This window comes from Pseudoalteromonas rubra (genome assembly GCF_004212645.1).
GTDB classification, from domain to species: Bacteria; Pseudomonadota; Gammaproteobacteria; order Enterobacterales; family Alteromonadaceae; genus Pseudoalteromonas; species Pseudoalteromonas rubra_G.
The window spans coordinates 1-15,077 of the sequence record NZ_PPUZ01000050.1 but is presented as its reverse complement, the minus strand read 5'-3'; the positions used below and the strand labels follow the sequence as shown (position 1 = coordinate 15,077).

Below are 15,077 nucleotides of genomic sequence, written 5' to 3'. Positions count from 1 at the left end.
AGCCACTCGGCCACCTCTCCGTCTTTGTGGGGCGTATAATATAGAACCGTGAAAATATGTCAAATACTTTTCTTGTAAAAAAGCACTGTATGGTGATAGATTGTTCAGCTTGGTGTGTTTTAAGGCACTTTGTCGATTAATTTGTCATAAATTAGTCACTTTTAGGGTCTGACTGTATATTAAAGTGGTCCAAAAGGGATTGCTTGCGGGAAGTTTCTTCCGAGATAAAGGCATCTACGTAGCCTAAACGCTGAAATTCACTGATACAGCTGCGGCAGTAATTCATCCTTGCCTGTTCGTGTTGTGCTTTTGATTTTTGTTGCGACATGGTCAGAGGTCTTTTGCATCCATTCGTAGTCACAGCAGTATAGGCAAAAGCGCTGGATATGCCAGCGTCATCCTCTGAGCCAGATGTAGCCAGCCAGGACTTCTATTCAACTAATTCCTGATTTTATTGTGCTTTTATAAATACCTTAAGACTAAAACCCGTTTTTAGCAGAGATCTCTTACACAGATAAAAGAAAAGCGCCTTAGGCGCTTTTCTCAATCGTTTGTTCTGAATGACGGGCTTAGTCAGCCTGAGGTCTCATATGCGGGAACAGGATAACGTCTTTGATAGTCGGAGAATCGGTGAATAGCATTACCAGACGGTCAATACCAATCCCCTCACCCGCCGTTGGCGGTAAGCCGTATTCAAGTGCACGGATGTAGTCATCGTCGAAGTGCATTGCTTCGTCATCACCGGCATCTTTTTCTTCAACCTGACGGGCAAAACGTGCAGCCTGATCTTCGGCATCGTTCAGCTCCGAGAAACCATTCGCCAACTCACGACCCCCTACGAAGAACTCAAAGCGATCAGTGATAAACGGGTTTTCGTCATTACGACGTGCCAGCGGTGACACTTCCCACGGATATTCTGTGATGAAAGTCGGCTGGATCAGTTTATGTTCCGCAGTTTCTTCAAAGATTTCACACAGGAACTTACCGGCACCCCAAACGCATTTCTCAGGGATCTTCACATGTACTTTCTTCGCGTACGCAACCAGCTCGTCAAAGTGGTTTTCTGGATCTTTAAAGATGTGGGCAGAGGCTTCAGCGTCCGGGCCATACTTGATGATCGCATCCGCCATAGACAAACGCTCAAACGCTTTACCGAAATCATACTCGATGGTTTCAAGCACTTCGCCTTCCGCGTTCTTCACCGTGTTAACCACAGTAGTAGTGCCCAATACGTCTTGTGCCACTGTGCGCAACATGTCTTCTGTCAGGTTCATCAGATCGTTGTAATCTGCGTATGCCTGATAGAATTCAATCATAGTGAATTCAGGGTTGTGACGAGTCGACAGACCTTCGTTACGGAAGTTACGGTTGATCTCGAAAACGCGATCAAAGCCGCCCACAACCAGGCGCTTAAGATAAAGCTCTGGTGCGATACGCAGATACATGTCGATGTCCAGCGCATTGTGGTGAGTCACGAACGGACGTGCCGTTGCACCACCCGGGATCACCTGTAGCATTGGCGTTTCAACTTCCATAAAGTCACGCTCAGCCAGGAAGCGACGAATGCCTTCAATCACTTTAGAGCGAATACGGAAGGTCTCACGGGTTTCCATGTTGGTGATCAGATCAACATAACGCTGACGATACTTAGCTTCCTGATCCGTTAAGCCGTGGAACTTTTCTGGCAGCGGACGCAGTGACTTGGTCAGTAGCTCGTACTGCACCATGTCCACATACAAGTCGCCTTTACCTGATTTGTGCAGCGGACCAGACACACCAATGATGTCGCCGATGTCCAGCTGACCATATTTGGCTTTCAGTTCTTTTTGCACGTCTTTAGACGCGTACGCCTGAATGCGGCCTTTCATGTCTTGTAAAACAAGGAAAGGACCACGTTTGGCAAGGATACGGCCAGCCACAGAGACCTGATGATCTAACTCAACCAGCTCTTCTTTTGACTTATCACCAAACTTAGCCTGTAGATCAGCCGTATAGTCTTCACGGCGGAAGGTGTTCGGATGGCCATTGGCACTGCAATTTTCGCGAATTGCATCCAATTTAGCACGACGCTCAGCAATGAGTTTATTCTCGTCTTGGATTTGCTCTGTCATTTTTTAGCTCTTAGTTTAGCTTGTTGATTATAGGCCTGATTTCAGGCTGGCTTCGATAAATTTGTCTAGATCACCGTCCAGGACCGCCTGGGTATTACGGTTCTCAACACCGGTGCGTAAGTCTTTAATACGCGAGTCGTCCAGTACGTAAGAACGGATCTGGCTGCCCCAGCCGATGTCAGATTTGGCATCTTCCTGGGCCTGCTTTTCAGCATTTTGCTTTTGCAGCTCCAGCTCAAACAGTTTTGCTTTGAGCTGTTTCATGGCCTGATCTTTGTTTTTGTGCTGTGAACGGTCATTCTGACACTGCACAACCGTATTGGTCGGCAAGTGGGTAATACGTACCGCAGATTCTGTTCGGTTAACGTGCTGACCACCGGCACCCGATGCACGGTATACGTCGATGCGTAAGTCTGCCGGATTGATGTCGATCTCGATGTTGTCGTCGATTTCCGGATACACAAATGCCGAGGCAAACGAGGTATGACGGCGGCCGCCTGAGTCGAATGGACTCTTACGAACCAAGCGGTGTACACCGGTTTCTGTACGCAGCCAGCCGTAAGCATATTCACCGCTAACACGCAGTGTTGCCCCTTTGATACCCGCTACGTCACCATCGGTTGCTTCAACGATTTCGGTTTTAAAGCCTTTCGCTTCCGCCCAGCGCAGATACATACGCAACAACATGTTACACCAGTCCTGCGCTTCAGTACCGCCGGAGCCTGCCTGCAAGTCAAGATAGGCATCGTTGCTGTCCTGAGCACCAGAGAACATGCGGCGGAACTCCAGCTTTTCAAGCTGGGCATTCAGGCCCTGCACTTCCTGCTCTGCTTCTGCAAAGGTTTCTTCGTCTTCCGCTTCTACAGCCAGCTCAACCAAACCTTCGGCGTCATCTGCACCGCTTACCAGGTTGTCTATGGTTTCGACTATGGTTTCCAGGCTGGACTTTTCACGGCCCAGCGCTTGTGCCTTTTCAGGCTCATTCCAGACGGCTGGATCTTCCAGTTCTGCATTGACTTCTTCTAACCGCTCTTGTTTCAGAGCATAGTCAAAGATACCCCCGAAGAAGTTCAGTACGCTCGCGAATTTCCTTGATTTGATTAATCACAGGATTCACTTCAAACATTCACATTACTCCAATTTACGTGATGGTAACGCAGCCAATGGCACGTTTTTTTGGCCACTGGGCTGAAAATAGTGTGACCGCTGTGTGTCCACAAAATGAATAAGCGGTCTAAACGGCCAATACTAACAAATAATAGGCGCAGATATCAGCCCTTGTGGAGAACATTTTACGCCTTTCTCGCAATTGTTAGCAGGCGCGGATCTCCCTGACGATTAACTGTAGGGTAAACTTGCCTCTGAACTCATTGATATCCAGCTGGTAAGCCAACTCAGCAGCCTGTGCCGCCGTATTGGGCCAGGCGCGTACATCCACGTTAAAGGCAATAGCGTCCACTAATTTACCGCTGGGGTGCTTCAACACCAGTTTTAGGTGCTTATCACCAACAATACGTTGTTGCACCAGCTCAAACACGCCACTAAACACCGGCTCGGGGAAATGCTGCCCCCACGGGCCCGCCTGTTGCAGCAACATGGCAAAGTCCATATTAAAACACTCAGCCGGCAGTTCACCGTCGGTCAGTAATACCGACTGCTTGTGCTCTTCACTGAGGGTTTCGCTGACCAGGGCTTCAAAGGTGCGTTTAAAGTCGCTAAAGTCGGCTTCTCTGATGGTCAATCCGGCGGCCATCGCATGACCACCAAACTTCACTATCAGGTCGGGGTGGCGGGTGTTGATCTGCTCCAGCAAATCGCGCATGTGCAGGCCTTCTATCGAGCGGCACGACCCTTTGATTTCGTCGTTATCTCCCTGGGCAAAAATAATCGCCGGACGGTGATATTTTTCTTTCAGTCTGCCCGCGAGGATCCCAATCACCCCCTGATGCCAATCGTCCTGATATAAACACACCGCATCAGGAATACTTTGCTGAGCAGCGACCAGACGCTCAAGCACCGCCTGCGCTTCTTGCTGCATGCCCTGCTCAATCTCACGCCGTTCCTGGTTGAGGCTATCCAGCTGAGCGGCGATGCGTCGTGCCTGATGTTCTTCTTTGGATAACAGGCAGGCAATCCCCAGACTCATGTCATCCAGCCGGCCTGCGGCGTTCAGTCTTGGTGCCAGTGCAAAACCAAAATCGCTGGCATTGAGCCTGGTCGCGGTACGGTTTGCCACTTCAATCAGCGCTCGGATCCCAGGTCGGGTTTGCCCCTTGCGAATACGCGCTAAACCCTGATGCACCAAAGTCCGATTATTCGCATCCAGCGCAACCACATCTGCCACCGTGCCCAATGCCACTATATCCAGCAAGGACGCAAGGTTAGGCTGAGTGAGTCCCTGGCGCTCGAAATAGCCCGACTCACGTAAATGATGACGAAATGCCACCAGCAGATAAAACGCCACACCAACGCCTGCAATGGATTTTGAGGGAAACTGGCAATCGTGGCGGTTCGGGTTAACGATGGCATCGGCATTAGGCAGTTGCTCACCCTGCAAGTGATGATCGGTGACCAGCACCGAAATTCCAGCCTGCTTGACGATATCTATGCCTGCCAGACAGGAAATCCCGTTATCGACCGTGATCACCAGTTGTGGCGCCAGCTGAACAATTTGCTCTGCCAGTGCCGGGCTCAGGCCATAGCCCAGGCTAAAGCGATCAGGCACCAGATAGTCGACCTGTTGCAGACCAAACAGACGCAGTCCTTCCATCAGCACTGCAGTGCTGGTTGCGCCATCGGCATCGAAATCCCCGACAATCAGCACGCTTTGCTGCTGATGCAACGCCGTTTCAAGTAAGGCACAGGCCTTGTCCATATCACGAAACAGACGGAAATCCAGCAAAGTGGCTGCACTGTTATCGAGCTCAACGGCCTCTTTCACGCCCCGCGCGGCATAAATCTGCTTAATGACCGGATGAAGATGGGCGGGTAAATGACTGTCGTCGACACGTAATCTGGGTCGGATCTCTGTTTGCATAACACTCTCTGAACTACCTGATGGCGTGGAGGGAGCCCCCACAAAGCAAAAAAGGCCCACAGGCCTTTTTAGAAATGCTGAGAGTATACCTCAGATTTAGGATTTTTTACTGGCCTGATTTAACATTTTTGCCAATGCATCTGCCGGCTGATAGCCCGGGATCATGCTGCCGTCTTCCAGGACGATGGCCGGCGTACCGGAAATGCCGAAGCTCTGGCCTAACTGATAGTGCTCAGCAACCGGTGCCTGACAATTTTTGACGTCCGGTACCTCATTACCCGCTTTTGCTTCTGTCATAGCTGAAGCCGCGTCCTCAGCACACCAGACATTCATCAGACTCTTGTAGCCATTACCGCTCAGGCCGCCGCGAGGAAATGCCAGGTATTTAACTGTGATACCCGCAGCCAAATAGTCTTCCAGCTCACGGTGCAGTTTACGACAGTAGCCACAAGTGATGTCGGTAAAAACGGTGATCTGATGCTTTTCGTTTTCAGCCTTATACACAATCATCGAATCCTGATACTGCGCGACGCCACTCTTACGGACATCGCTCAACGCATCTTCTGTGATGTTGCGACGGTTGGTTACGTCAATCATAGTACCCTGAACCAGGTATTGACCGTTTGGACTGGCATAGAACACGCCTTTATCCGTGATCACCGTTTTAAGGCCTGAAATGGGACTGTCTGACACACTCTTTACTGTTAAACCCAGATCCGCAAACTGAGATGCGATAGGGCTAACCGCCATAGGTGAAACTTCTTGTGTTGTCTCGGCAAAGGCACCGACACTAAAAGCGAGCGACGCTGCTAAAAGTAACTTTTTCATGTTTTTCTCGTAAAATTGCTCTGGTTAATCACTAGGACCGGATAACTACAAATAAATTCCATCACGCCCTAGGATGATGTTGCTGATGAAGCGACTTCAGCCGCTCACTGGCAACATGCGTATAGATCTGGGTTGTCGACAAATCGCTATGGCCTAACATCATTTGCACAACGCGCAGATCCGCCCCATGATTTAGCAAGTGTGTTGCAAACGCATGACGCAGCGTGTGTGGCGATAACGGTGACTTAACGTCTGCCAACATAGCATAGTGTTTGATGCGATGCCAAAAAGTTTGCCGGGTCATACCAATTCCCCGCTTCGATGGGAAAACAAAATCATTGGCATGCTTAACCATTTGAGCGCGGCCCACTTTTAAAAATTGTTCGACCCAGTGCAACGCCTCTTCTCCCATTGGCACCAGCCTTTCTTTGCCACCTTTACCACGAACCAGCAGTACAGCCTGGCGCAGGTTAATTTGCTCCATCCGCAACCCAACCAGCTCAGTGACGCGCAATCCCGTTGCATACAACAATTCCAGCATGGCTTTATCTCTGAGGCCCATGGCATCTTCAACATCAGGAGCGCTTAGCAAAGCTTCCACTTCCTGCTCACTGAGCGTTTTGGGTAGCGCCTGTGACAACTTAGGTTGGGCAATATGCGTCATAGGACTGGCAGAAATAACCTGCTTGGTCACCCAGTGCGCATAAAAACGCTTGAGGGCACTCATTGCACGGGCCGTGCTGCGCGGCTTCAGGCCCTGATCGACCCGATAAGCCAGATAGGCCTCTACGTCTGCCCCAGTAATGGTCAACAGAGGTTTATCATCCAACTCGCCAGACACATAACGGACAAATTTATCCAGGTCTGCGCGGTAGGCTGCCAGCGTATTGTCGCTGAGGCCTTGCTCCAAAAAGAGCATATCCAGAAAAGATTCTATCAGTTCACTGTTGCTGAACTTGGCTGGGTCAGATATTTCTAAATCGGTCACGGGGCGCCTGTATCAATTCGTTACACCATAAGGTAGACTTCGCGCCATATAATAACAGCCAATTGAGCGAAGACTACTATGCAGATCGGGTTATTTTACGGTTCAACTACCTGCTACACAGAAATGGCAGCAGAGAAGATGCAGGAGATCATAGGTAAAGACATTCTGTCGCTCCACAACATTAAAGACGAACCGCTTAAAAACGCAGAGCAGTTCGACTTTGTGATTTTCGGTATCTCAACCTGGGATTTTGGCGAGTTACAGGAAGACTGGGAATCGCACTGGGACGACATCGATACCGTCAACCTGGCCGGTAAAACCATTGCCTTGTTCGGCATGGGCGACCAGCAAGGTTACGGACAATGGTTCCAGGACGCCCTGGGGATGTTGCATGATAAAATTGCCCCACAAGGTGTCGATTTCATCGGCTACTGGCCCAACAGCAGTGATTACGAGTTTGAGGCTTCCAAAGCACTGACGGAAGATAAGAGTCAGTTTGTCGGCCTGGCGCTGGACGAAGACAGTCAGTACGAAAAAAGCGATGAACGCATTGCCAGCTGGATTGAACAGATCATGACTGAGTATAGTGAGTCACTGTAACAACGCCATATCGATGCGCCGTTTTAACCACGGCGCAATTTGATTCAGGTAAACGCTAACTGCGTTTGTGATACTTCCCTGGAGACACCCCAAACCACCGCTTAAAGGCTTTGTTAAACGCCGCTTGCTCATTGAACCCTAATTCTCTTGCCAATTCTGCCAGCGGCAGTGTACCCAGCAAGTTTTCAGCGCGCCTCATTCGCTCTTCAGTCAATAGTTGTGAATAGCTGGTATGACATTGCTTTAGCTGCCTTTGTACCTGACGAACCGACTTGTTTAGCACGCCAGCGACCGCGTCCAGCTGACACTGACCCAAGTCGGCACTGGCAGCCAGCATAATCCGGATCTGCGTTGCCAGCGTATGGTGTTGCTGCAATTGCACAAGTGCCTTGTCGGAGAGCCGCTGGAGCGCCTCATGCATTGCGCTATTTGCCCGCCTGAATGGCAAGCTCAGATAGGCTCGGGGAAATTTAATCTGATTGTGTGGCTGACTGCCAACGACCGGACAGCCAAACCAGTGCGCCAGTTGCGATGCTTCGTTGGCGTTTAGTGAACAGGTAAGTGAGACATGCTCAGGCGCAACGGGCTGCGTTAATAAGGCACGTACCATAGCAATCCAGCCAGTCATATTACGCAGGATAACATGACGGGTCGTCTGTAAATTGGGCAGCCAGTCAAGCACAGCCCAGTCTCCCTGATATTGAAATTTGGCTTGCCCAATGCTGGCCACCAGCTGATCGTAACGCAGTAACGCCATGAGTGCCTGATTAAGGTTTTCGCAGTTTTCCACCAGATAGCCCAGCACGCCGTAATCCGCGGACTGGATCTGCTGACCCAGATGAAAGCCAAATAACGGGTCGCAGGTTTGCTGTGCTCCAAACTGCAAAACTTGCTCATATTCAGCAAGCCCCACCCGGTTAACCTGCTCAAACTCCGCGCCGCGCGTCGGTGCAACGGCATCGCCGCACGTCACCCCCTGGCGCTCCAGATACAGCAGCACACTGCTGAAATAATTTTTGTCTAAGGTATTTTCCATGTCGCATTTGGACAAATTTACGTCGCCTTTTCGCAAGATTGCCAGATAAAGCTTATTTACACTAGAAAAAACTGTGAATAAGGAAACACCATGGTCAATATTCGTTGTCACAAAGAAGTCGCTGCTGCGCCACATCTGGTCCTGGAAACCCTGCTCGATCACCCGCGCCTGAACCGTTTTTTTAATGCCCAATTTAAAGTCGTGCAAAGTGCCGTCCACCCCGAAATTCACGGCGGCAGTGGCTGTATTCGTGAAGTACGTATGCTGGGGATCCGTTTTTATGAGCAGATCTTACATGCCGATCACAGCGCGATTCGCTACCAAATTGTGGGCGACTTCCCGGTTAAGCAACATCATGGTGAGATCCGCCTTCGCCACAACACAGATAAGCAGTCCACACGCGTTGATTACCATGTACGCTTCGCCGCCCCCGCCTATGTGCCAGGCTTTGTACTGCGCCGCCTGATAACACGAGACATTAACCTCGCACTGACCCGCCTGGAGGCCCTGTATGCCACCTGTTGAACTCATTTTACTCTTGCTCAGCCCGGTGTTTCTCATCGCCATAGCCTTAGAATATCGCACCGCCCGCAAACACTATCGCCTCAAAGACAGCCTGCACAATGTGGCACTTGCCTTGCTGCACCAAGGGAGTGATATGCTGGCTTTACTGTTACTGATGCCGCTGTTTTACTGGCTACATCGCTTTGCCCTGTTTGACATTGAGCTCACTGCTGTGACGCTGTTTGGGGCATTTTTACTCCAGGATTTTCTGTATTACTGGTTTCACCGGGCTTCGCACCATGTTCACTGGCTGTGGCTGGCACATGTGGTGCATCACAGCTCCCGGCACATGAACTTCTCTACCGCCTTTCGCCAGAGCCTGCTTTATCCTTTGGTGGGTATGTGGCTGTTCTGGACACCTATGATAGTGCTGGGCTTTGCACCTGAGCTGGTGTTAGCCATAGTGGCGATTAACCTCGCCTTTCAGTTTTTTGTTCATACCCAAGTCGTCGGTCAGCTGGGCTGGCTTGAACGGGTGTTTAATACCCCAACGCACCACCGTATTCATCATGCCAGCAATCCCTGCTATCTGGACAAAAACTTTGCCGGTGTCTTAATCATCTGGGACAAGTTGTTTGGCACCTACACAGATGCACAGCCGTCGGAGCAGATCCGCTATGGTATTGTCGGCAGTGCGCCACAAGACACCCTGCTATCAATTAATTTCCATGAGGGCCGGGTATTACTCAGTAAACTGAAAAAAGCACCGGGATTCAAAGAGAAACTCCGTCAGCTATTTTCAGCGCCACGGCATTTACCCTAGCCAGCTCGCAGGTCGGTCAAAAAAATCACGCTTTATCGTTTACTTTTACACCAAAACAAAAGTAAACTGAACGGTGTAGTTTACTTTTAGGTAGCACAATGAAAAAGTGGTTTGTTATTTTTGCCATCGTGTTTGGCGCTATTACAGGGGGCTGTTCTATGATCTCTAACCTTAATGCACACGTGCCTGCTCAGGATTATCAGTCTGCGCATTTTCAGGCAGGCCGGTTTCAAAACCTGCACCCGACCGAACCTAGCAGTTTGCGTAAAACGCTGGCGATCACCTGGCGGTTTTTTACCGAACGCAAGGTCGCCGCAGAGCCTGAGCAAACCCTGCCAGTTAGAACGTTAACCCGTGCTGAGCTGGAGGCTTTGCCAGATACCGGCGTACACATTGTTAAGCTGGGTCACTCTTCGGTATTGCTTAAAGTCAATGGCGCGTACTGGTTGTTAGATCCGGTGTTCTCCGAGCGCGCCTCGCCATTTTCATTTATGGGCCCCAGCCGCTTTCATCAGCCTCCGATTTCGCTTGATGAGCTGCCTGATATAGACAAGGTGCTGATCTCTCATAACCATTATGATCACCTCGATAAAGCGGCGGTTAAACAGCTCAATGCAAAAACACGGCAGTTTCTGGTGCCACTGGGTGTGGAGAAAGACTTGATCCGTTGGGGCATAGCGGCTGAAAAAATTCATGCATTTGACTGGTGGCAGGAACAAGCGGATCAGGATGTGATGGTGGCCTTTACGCCCACTCAGCACTTTTCAGGCCGCGGCCTGAGTGATGCAAATCGCACACTCTGGGGCTCCTGGGTCATTAAAACCGCCCACGAGAGCCTGTATTTTAGCGGAGACTCTGGCTATTTCCCCGGCTTTAAAGACATTGGCGAACGCTATGGGCCTTTTGACTACACCTTGATTGAAACAGGGGCCTATGATGCCGACTGGGCCGACATTCATATGACGCCTGAGCAAAGTGTGCAGGCACACCTGGACCTGCGCGGCAAAATCATGATCCCGATCCACAACGGCACCTTTGATCTGGCATTTCATAGCTGGTATGACCCGCTGGAGCGTGTACTCAGCGCCGCACAGCAACAAGGTGTGGTGCTCAACACGCCAACCCCCGGCGAAGTCATCACCGTCAACCAGGCCTATTTAAATCAAGTCTGGTGGCAATCTTTAATGGCGCAGGTTAGCCGCTAAAGACAACACAGGACCTTTACCTGCGCGCACAATTATCAAGTATGGCAAGTGCGCAAACATTATCAATTCCCTCTGACATAAACTAAGTTTCGTCGCCAACAACGCCAGTTTGCACCTGCGGGTGCTAGACTGATTGACTTATAAACCAAAGCGAGAAAAACAACATGACAACACGTGCTACCACACTCAACCACTATCAGCAGCGCCTGCTGCGGGTGATTGATTATATGTATGACCATGTTGACCAGGATCTGGATGTGAACACGCTGGCCGATGTGGCTTGTATGTCTTGCTACCACTTCCACCGTATTTTTCGTGAATTTATGGGTGAAACGGTTAACGCCACAGTCAGGCGGATGCGTTTGTTGAAGGCGGCATCTTACTTAGTTCGCAGCACACTGACGCAGCAGCAGATAGCCAGGCGGGTAAACTATGGCAGTGTTGAAGCCTTTAACCGGGCATTCAGCCGCCACTATGGTATGACGCCCAATCAATTTCGCCAGCAACAACAAGGCGAGTCGCTGCACAGCGCTGCGTTTTATCCGGCTCAACCACAGGAGTACAACATTATGTATCAGGTAGAACAAACGCAACAAAACGCACTGACGCTGATTGGCCTTGCCCATCAGGGCGATTATATGCAGATCGGCAAAACCTTTGAAAAACTCGGGATGATGGCAGGCAGCGTGGGGCTTATCAATGAGCAAACTCGCTACTTTGGCATTTATTACGATGATCCGCAAACGGTGGAGCAAACCAAGCTCAGAGCCATGGCGTGTATTACGCTAACACCTGGCACTGAATTCGATCAGGACACCTTTGAAGCCATCACCATTCCGGCTGGTAAGCTGATCTCATTGACCTTCAAGGGCGATTACAGCGAACTGGAACAACCCTATAACTGGTTGTTTGGCCAATGGTTGCCGCAAAGTGGTCTGGAACCGGTCGACTTTCCGCCGTTTGAGGAATATCTGAATGATACCCGCGACACAGCGCCACAAGACTTACTGACCCGAATTAACTGCCTGGTACAGGCATAGATAAACGCTGCGCTAGCGCACCTAGCACAGTACTGACCAGTTCTTCCGCCTGCTGCTGCGATGATGCCTCGGCATAACAGCGCAGCTCAGGCGCATTGCCCGATGGCCGCAGATGTACGATGCGCTCTGCATCCAGCGCAAAGCGAACCCCGTCCAGTTTACTCTGAACCCTGGGCACAGCGTTGCACGATACCACTTCAGCCAGCCACTGCGGCTGCTCAGACAGTGCAGACAGAAGCTCTGTTGAACTGACTGTTTCCACCCCCTGTAAGCGATCACTGGCGGTAAAACGCCTTTCATATTGACAGCAGAGCTGAGCCAACGTGACACCTAGCTGCTTGAGCAATGACAGGATGGCCAGCAGTGGCAGTAACGCATCCCGGGTCGGCAGACGTTCAATGGCTTTGCCATGAATGCGGATGTCTGAGCCCAGTAAAAAGCCGCCATTGGCTTCAAATCCGCCGGCTGTGCGGTATTGCTCTGTCAGTGTAGAAAGTTGCTCAATGACATAGGGCGACCCTATCCGTGTACGCAGCACTGCCTTAAACTCACCACAGTGTTCCAGTGAAGAATTACAGTTCAGTGGCACACTCAGCGCCTCAATGCCCAAAGCTTTGGCGCACAGCAAACCCAGAATATCCCCTCTGAGCCAGCGTCCTGAGTGATCCGCTATCATAGGTCGGTCCCCGTCCCCATCGGTGCTAAAGAGCAGATCCAACTGATGCTCAGCGCACCATTGCCGGGCCTGCTCTTTATCCTGCTCGCTGAGCGCCTCGGTATCAACCGGGACAAACGTATCGCTGCGCCCCAGACACCGCACCCGGGCACCCAGCGCCTGCAACACCGAAACATACAAATCGCGCCCGGCACTGGTGTGCTGATAGACGCCTATGGTCAGCCCCGCACACAAATCAGCCGGGAATGCATCCAGCATACGCGCTACATAAGGTGAACAGATAGTGTCGTCGGGCGTTGGCAGTGGTTGAAGCTCAAATGGTTCCGGGACAGCCCGGGCAGACAATATGGCCGCTTCATCGGCTTTATCTATTTCTCCCTGGGGATGATAAAACTTGAGTCCGTTGCGATCATGAGGGATGTGACTGCCAGTCACCATCACAGCGGCCATCCCATATCGCTGCGCGTACAGGGCCAGTGCGGGCGTGGGTAGTACCCCGGCAAAGTGCACTTTGATCCCCTGTGCACCTAACGCACTGGCACAATATTGTGCAATCTGCGGGCTGGAGGGGCGATTGTCCATGCCCAATACCACCTCATCAAATCCGTAGCGCGCTTGTAGTTGCCCGGTCATTGCGAGCATAAAAGCCTGACAAACCTCGGCGCTAAACTGACTATTCAACCCTCTGGCACCACTGGTGCCAAACTGAATACCACTTTGAGCAATCAGCTGTGCACAATTAGCGGACGTCATGCGTCCCCCGGGTATAATCATCCTCAAAACGGACTATGTCATCCTCACCCAGATAGCTGCCCGACTGTACCTCTATCAGCTGTAAATCGACTTTGCCCGGATTGCTGAGTCGATGTACCACAGTTGCGGGGATAAACACCGACTGATCTTCACTCAATAAACGACGCTCGTCGCCAATTTCAACCTGGGCCGTACCAGACACCACCACCCAGTGCTCAGCACGATGGTAATGCAGCTGACGCGACAAACTGTGTCCGGGCCGCACGGTGATCCGCTTGACCAAAAACCGCTCGCCCCGATCAACAATGTCATACTTACCCCAGGGCCGATACACTTCCCGATGCTCAGTCACCTCACTCAGCGCTCGGCTTTTCAGCTCATCCACCAGCGTTTTAATCGTCTGGCTCTGACTGCGATGGGCCACCAGCAGCGCATCTTTGGTATCTACTACCACCAGATCCTGCACGCCGACTGTTGCCACCAGCCGCTCCTGCGCCAGCACTAAGTTGTCTCGTGTATTGAGCGCCGTGACGTTTCCAATATGGGCGTTATTGTGGGCGTCTTTATCAAGGGTCTGCCACAGGGCCTCAAAACTGCCTATGTCATTCCAGTTTGCATTCATCGGCACCACGGCGGCATGCCGGGTATGTTCCATCACGGCATAATCGATTGACTCAGACGGCGCAGCCAGGAAGGCCTCCCGATTGACGCGAATAAAATCCAGATCCGGCTGCGGTGCGGCCATCGCCTGCTCACAGGCTTGCACAATATCAGGCCGGTACTTGGCCAGCTCGTTAAGATAATCACTGGCTTTAAATAAAAATAAGCCACTGTTCCAGAGGTAATTGCCCGCCGCCAGGTAACGCTCGGCAACCTCAGCATCGGGCTTCTCAATAAACGCCGCCACCTCGGCACCCAAAGTATGCCCCGGGTCATGCGTAATCGGTGAGCCGCACTGTATGTATCCGTAGCCTGTGTGTGGGCAGTCAGGGGTGATACCAAAAGTCACCAGTTTACCCTTATTCGCCAGCGCCAGCCCCTGTTTAATGCTGTGTCGAAATGCCGTGACATCGCCAATAAAATGATCAGACGCCAGTACCAGCAACATCGGATCTTCGCCATTTTTGCGCGCCTGGAGTGCTGCCAGAGCAATTGCGGGGGCGGTATTTCGCCCCTCAGGTTCCAGTATGATCCCACCAGCCTGATAGCCAATGGTGCGCATTTGCTCCGCACATATAAACCGGTGCGCCTCGTTACAGATCAAAAGCGCAGCCTGATGACTGTCAGGTTCCAGTCGTAGTAGCGTTTCCTGCAGCAGGGTGTATTCGGATCCCAGCTGTAAAAACTGTTTGGGGTAACATTCGCGCGACATAGGCCACAATCGGGTTCCGGATCCACCACATAAAATTACCGGTAATATCATTTTTACTCTGCCCCAGACACCTTTCGTGCCCCTGTTATACCAATTTGCTTAAT

At 51.2% G+C, this 15,077-nt stretch carries 13 protein-coding genes; 5 read left to right on the top strand and 8 right to left on the bottom strand.

The window, feature by feature from the left end; genetic code table 11:
• Positions 1-569: 569 nt before the first annotated feature.
• The 5 genes from lysS to xerD form a co-directional block, all read right to left on the bottom strand.
• A complete protein-coding gene (gene lysS / locus C3B51_RS18105; protein ID WP_125721837.1) occupies positions 570-2,111 on the bottom strand; it encodes a lysine--tRNA ligase in 1,542 nt (513 codons plus the stop codon).
• Positions 2,112-2,138: 27 nt separating this feature from the next.
• Positions 2,139-3,237 (bottom strand): peptide chain release factor 2 gene (gene prfB, locus C3B51_RS18100; protein ID WP_125562743.1). Its coding sequence is split into 2 segments (ribosomal slippage): positions 2,139-3,161 and positions 3,163-3,237, totalling 1,098 coding nucleotides; the frame shifts between segments, so codons are not numbered across the junction.
• Between the two features lie 186 nt (positions 3,238-3,423).
• Entirely contained in the window at positions 3,424-5,148 is a 1,725-nt protein-coding gene (recJ, locus tag C3B51_RS18095) for a single-stranded-DNA-specific exonuclease RecJ (RefSeq protein ID WP_125721835.1), read from the bottom strand.
• A gap of 96 nt (positions 5,149-5,244) precedes the next feature.
• Positions 5,245-5,976: a bifunctional protein-disulfide isomerase/oxidoreductase DsbC gene (gene dsbC, locus C3B51_RS18090; protein ID WP_125721833.1), complete on the bottom strand. Its 732-nt coding sequence runs from the start codon at positions 5,974-5,976 to the stop codon at positions 5,245-5,247.
• 61 nt (positions 5,977-6,037) lie between these two features.
• Positions 6,038-6,895, bottom strand: coding sequence for a site-specific tyrosine recombinase XerD (gene xerD / locus C3B51_RS18085; protein WP_240657477.1), 858 nt, complete (start codon positions 6,893-6,895; stop codon positions 6,038-6,040).
• Between the two features lie 147 nt (positions 6,896-7,042).
• Here xerD and fldB point away from each other — a divergent pair, with 147 nt between their 5' ends.
• Entirely contained in the window at positions 7,043-7,564 is a 522-nt protein-coding gene (gene fldB / locus C3B51_RS18080; RefSeq protein ID WP_125779640.1) for a flavodoxin FldB, read from the top strand.
• 55 nt (positions 7,565-7,619) lie between these two features.
• Here the strand turns inward: fldB and C3B51_RS18075 are convergent, their stop codons facing one another.
• Positions 7,620-8,600, bottom strand: a complete 981-nt coding sequence (locus C3B51_RS18075) for an AraC family transcriptional regulator (protein ID WP_165389192.1) — start codon at positions 8,598-8,600, stop codon at positions 7,620-7,622.
• Positions 8,601-8,690: 90 nt separating this feature from the next.
• Between C3B51_RS18075 and C3B51_RS18070 the strand changes: the two genes are divergently transcribed.
• The 4 genes from C3B51_RS18070 to C3B51_RS18055 all read left to right on the top strand — a co-directional run bounded on the left by C3B51_RS18070 (position 8,691) and on the right by C3B51_RS18055 (position 12,172).
• Entirely contained in the window at positions 8,691-9,125 is a 435-nt protein-coding gene (locus C3B51_RS18070; protein WP_130245963.1) for an SRPBCC family protein, read from the top strand.
• The gene (locus C3B51_RS18065; RefSeq protein ID WP_125721823.1) at positions 9,112-9,927 is read left to right on the top strand and encodes a sterol desaturase family protein; all 816 of its coding nucleotides are present in this window, start codon (positions 9,112-9,114) and stop codon (positions 9,925-9,927) included. The genes C3B51_RS18070 and C3B51_RS18065 overlap by 14 nt, the downstream gene beginning before the upstream one ends.
• A gap of 98 nt (positions 9,928-10,025) precedes the next feature.
• Positions 10,026-11,132, top strand: a complete 1,107-nt coding sequence (locus C3B51_RS18060; protein WP_430929847.1) for an MBL fold metallo-hydrolase — start codon at positions 10,026-10,028, stop codon at positions 11,130-11,132.
• 164 nt (positions 11,133-11,296) lie between these two features.
• Positions 11,297-12,172 carry an AraC family transcriptional regulator gene (locus C3B51_RS18055; RefSeq protein ID WP_130245962.1) on the top strand — a complete coding sequence of 292 codons (876 nt, stop codon included), beginning with the start codon at positions 11,297-11,299 and terminating at the stop codon, positions 12,170-12,172.
• On the opposite strand, the gene C3B51_RS18050 is transcribed toward C3B51_RS18055, so the two are convergent.
• Together C3B51_RS18050 and C3B51_RS18045 are read right to left on the bottom strand one after the other, a co-directional pair.
• A complete protein-coding gene (locus C3B51_RS18050) occupies positions 12,150-13,601 on the bottom strand; it encodes a phosphomannomutase (RefSeq protein WP_130245961.1) in 1,452 nt (483 codons plus the stop codon). The two genes, C3B51_RS18055 and C3B51_RS18050, sit on opposite strands and share 23 nt — an antisense overlap.
• The gene (locus tag C3B51_RS18045) at positions 13,588-15,024 is read right to left on the bottom strand and encodes a mannose-1-phosphate guanylyltransferase/mannose-6-phosphate isomerase (protein ID WP_125721817.1); all 1,437 of its coding nucleotides are present in this window, start codon (positions 15,022-15,024) and stop codon (positions 13,588-13,590) included. The genes C3B51_RS18050 and C3B51_RS18045 overlap by 14 nt, the downstream gene beginning before the upstream one ends.
• Positions 15,025-15,077: the final 53 nt, after the last annotated feature.